Annotated in this window: 4 protein-coding genes; all 4 read right to left on the bottom strand. The window is 61.0% G+C overall.

The window, feature by feature from the left end:
• Positions 1 to 112: 112 nt before the first annotated feature.
• On the bottom strand, positions 113 to 1,099 hold the full coding sequence (gene cysW / locus AC1D1X_RS18390; protein ID WP_477671697.1) for a sulfate ABC transporter permease subunit CysW: 987 nt from the start codon (positions 1,097 to 1,099) through the stop codon (positions 113 to 115).
• Positions 1,096 to 1,992 carry a sulfate ABC transporter permease subunit CysT gene (cysT, locus tag AC1D1X_RS18385; RefSeq protein WP_477671698.1) on the bottom strand — a complete coding sequence of 299 codons (897 nt, stop codon included), beginning with the start codon at positions 1,990 to 1,992 and terminating at the stop codon, positions 1,096 to 1,098. The genes cysW and cysT overlap by 4 nt, the downstream gene beginning before the upstream one ends.
• A gap of 131 nt (positions 1,993 to 2,123) precedes the next feature.
• Entirely contained in the window at positions 2,124 to 3,131 is a 1,008-nt protein-coding gene (locus AC1D1X_RS18380) for a sulfate ABC transporter substrate-binding protein (RefSeq protein ID WP_477671699.1), read from the bottom strand.
• Positions 3,128 to 3,623, bottom strand: a 496-nt coding sequence (locus tag AC1D1X_RS18375; protein ID WP_477698833.1) for an RBBP9/YdeN family alpha/beta hydrolase, incomplete at its 5' end; no start/stop codon positions are given. The genes AC1D1X_RS18380 and AC1D1X_RS18375, both read right to left, overlap by 4 nt.

Raw genomic sequence — 3,623 nt, 5'->3', positions numbered from 1 at the left:
GCCCATAAGAAGCAAAGAAAAGCACTTGCTAATCCCAACATCACGGCGATGCAAATTAGTACTGTTTCTAAAATACGCATACTAGATTTTGGTAGAAGATTTGTTGAAATAATCAAGTAGCAAGCGCCTGCGGGCGCTCAGGCGGCAAATCGGCCGCAGCTTTCATTTCTGCTTCATGGCGCCATTCGGCCACCGACTTGATGACCAGCGTGACCAGCGCGAGGATGGCCAGCAGCGATGCCACGGCGAATGCGGCCACCGACTGGTATTCGTTGTACAGAATTTCCACGTGCAGCGGCAGCGTGTTGGTCTGCCCGCGGATATGGCCCGACACCACCGACACCGCACCAAACTCCCCCATGGCCCGTGCGTTGCACAAGATGACGCCATACACCAGGCCCCACTTGATGTTGGGCAGGGTCACATGCCAGAAGGTTTGCCAGCCGGTGGCGCCCAGCACGATGGCGGCCTGCTCTTCGTCGTTGCCTTGCGCCTGCATCAGCGGAATCAGCTCACGCGCAATGAACGGAAACGTCACAAACACGGTGGCCAGCACAATGCCGGGCACGGCAAAGATGATCTTGATGTCATGCGCCAGCAGCCACGGCCCGAACCAGCCCTGCGCGCCGAAGATCAGCACGTAAATCAGGCCGGCCACCACCGGCGACACGGAAAACGGCAAATCCACCAGCGTCGTCAGCACCGACTTGCCGCGGAATTCGTACTTGGCAATGGCCCAGGCCGCCGCCACACCAAACACCAGGTTCAGCGGCACGGCAATCGCGGCGGCAATCAGCGTGAGCTTGATGGCCGACCAGGCGTCGGGCTCTTGCAGCGCTGCAATGTAGGCGCCAAAGCCCTTGCGCAGGCCTTCGGTGAACACGGCGGCCAGCGGCAGGATCAAAAACAGGAACACAAACAGCAACGCCACCGTGATCAAGGTGTAGCGCACCCAGCGTGCTTCGGTGGTGCCGGACGCGACACGGCGTTTAATGGAGGAGGAAGCAGTCGAGCGCAGCGAAGGGCCGCCCCGAGCAAGCTCAGCCCCCTCGGGGGGCAGCGCAGTACGCGAAGCGACAAGCGTGGGGGCCTGTTTCATGCTGGTGCTCCCGTGTTACGGCGCTGCCAGGCCTGCAGGCCGTTAATCACCAGCAGCAGCACGAACGACACCAGCAGCATCACCACCGCCACGGCCGTTGCGCCGGCATAGTCATATTGCTCCAGCTTGCCGATGATGATCAGAGGCGTGATTTCAGAAATCATGGGCATGTTGCCGGCGATGAAGATGACTGAACCGTATTCGCCGATCGCCCGCGCAAAGGCCATGGCAAAGCCGGTGAGCAGCGCCGGTGTGATGTGCGGCAGGATGACTTTTGTGAAAATCTGCAGGCGCGTGGCGCCCAGCGAGGTGGCGGCTTCTTCGAGTTCTTTCTCGGCGTCTTCCAGCACCGGCTGCACCGTGCGCACCACAAACGGCAGGCCGATGAAAATCAGCGCGATCACTACACCGGCCGGCGTGAACGCCAGCTTGATGCCCATGGGCTCGAGGTACTGGCCTATCCAGCCGTTACCGGCCAGCAAAGCCGTGAGCGAAATGCCGGCCACGGCGGTCGGCAAGGCGAACGGCAGGTCCACCAGCGCATCGACGATTTTTTTGCCCGGAAATTTGTAGCGCACCAGCACCCAGGCCAGCAGCAGGCCAAACACCAGGTTGACGAGTGCTGCAATCAGCGATGCCCCAAACGTGAGTCGGTAAGACGCCAGCACGCGCGGGGACGTCACCGCGGTGACGAACTGGTCCCAGCTCAGCGTGAAGGTTTTGAAAAACAGCGCCGAGATCGGGATCAGCACGATCAGGCTGAGGTAGAGAACGGTGTAGCCCAGCGTGAGGCGGAAACCGGGCAGCACGCGTTTTGCGGCGCGTTTGCTACCCGCAGGAACACCCGGCACTGACTGCGCTAGTGACGAGGGATGAATTGTTTGAGTAAACATGTAAAAACAGCACTGGCCTGTCGGGGAGTCAAACGAAGAAGGACAATTTTCCGACGGGCCGCCCCTAGGAAAATTAGCCCCCTCGGGGGGCAGAGAGCTACGCGAAGCGAGCGAACGTGGGGGCCAGTTATTTACTTGACGGTGTACAGCTTGTCGAACTGGCCGCCGTCATTGAAGTGCACTTTTTGTGCTTCACCGAGGCTGCCAAAGACGTCTTGCACCGTGAGGAGCTGCAGCGGCTTGAAGGTGCTGGCGTATTTTTTCAGGATGGCCTGCGAGCGCGGGCGCAATGCATGACGTGCGGCAATCTCCTGGCCTTCGTCTGAATAGAGGTAGTTCAGGTAGGCCTTGGCCAGCTCGGCCGTGCCCTTCTTGGCCACGGTGCGCTCCACCACCGCCACCGGGTTTTCCGCCACGATGCTGATGGACGGATAGACCGCGTCCACCTTGCCTTCGCCAAACTCCCTGTTCACCGACAGCACTTCGGATTCAAAAGTGATCAGCACGTCGCCGATATTGCGTTGCAGGAACACGGTGGTCGCGTCGCGCCCGCCCTTGCCCAGCACCGGGACGTTTTTGTAGAGCTTGCCGACGAACTCGGCGGCCTGCGCATCGGTGGCGCCCTTCTTCTTCGCGTATCCCCAGGCGGCCAGGTAGGCATAGCGGCCATTGCCGCCGGTTTTGGGGTTCACCAGAATCACCTGGATGCCGGGCTTGATGAGGTCGTCCCAGTCCTTGATGCCCTTGGGGTTGCCGTTGCGCACCAGGAACAGCATGGTCGACGTGGTGGGCGAAGCGTTGTCGGGAAACTTCTTCGCCCAGTCTTTGGCGACCACGCCGGCGCCGGCCAGGAAGTCCACGTCGGTCGAGGTGTTCATGGTCACCACGTCGGCGTCCAGGCCGTCAGCCACGGAACGCGCGATGGCGCTGGAGCCGCCATGCGACTGGTCAATCTTGATGTCTTTACCCGTGGTCTTCTTGTAGTGGGCAATGAAGGCGGCGTTGTATTCCTTGTAAAACTCGCGCGCCACGTCATACGAGCCATTCAGAAGCGTTTGTGCCGAGGCCGTGCCGGAGAATGAAGCGCCCGCGGCCAGTGCCAGCGTTGCAAGGGCTATTTTTATTTTTGAAGAAGTCATGCCGTTTCCAGGGACCCAAAAGAAGAAGACGAAGAATTTGCCAAAGAAGAAAAATCAAGATGGGGCGCCGTCAGCGACGCATCACCTGCCAGCGACTGCAACAGCGCAATGCCCAGCGGCCATTCGCCGTGGCCCGACTCCACATTGATATGGCCGGCGTCCTGCATGCGCACAAATTCGCTGCCCCAGGCGCGGGCATAGGCACCCGCCAGGCGCACCGGGCAATACGGGTCGTTGCTGCTGGCCACCAGCACGCTGCGGTAAGGCAGCTTCTGGTAGGGCAYGGGCGCAAAGTCGCTCAGCACGGCACGCCGCTCCGGGTCTGCCGGCGCCACCAGCAGGGCGCCATGAATACGCTCTGCCGCCTCAGGCGGCAAGTGAGCCGTGGCAATGCAGCCCAGGCTGTGCGCCACGATGACGACCGGCTCGTCCTGCAGCACGATGGTGTTGGCCAGCGAGGCCACCCAGGCCTTGCGCGAAGGCGTGATCCAG

The sequence above is a fragment of the Polaromonas sp. P1_G4 genome (assembly GCF_056405475.1).
The sequence above is the reverse complement of the archived record's forward strand: the minus strand, read 5'-3'. Positions and strand labels throughout refer to the sequence as shown.

Excerpts from the sequence above, each read along its gene's own strand:
- cysW (WP_477671697.1), bottom strand. The coding sequence starts at position 1,099 with ATGAAACAGGCCCCCACGCTTGTCGCTTCGCGTACTGCGCTGCCCCCC.
- cysT (WP_477671698.1), bottom strand. The coding sequence starts at position 1,992 with ATGTTTACTCAAACAATTCATCCCTCGTCACTAGCGCAGTCAGTGCCG.
- AC1D1X_RS18380 (WP_477671699.1), bottom strand. The coding sequence starts at position 3,131 with ATGACTTCTTCAAAAATAAAAATAGCCCTTGCAACGCTGGCACTGGCC.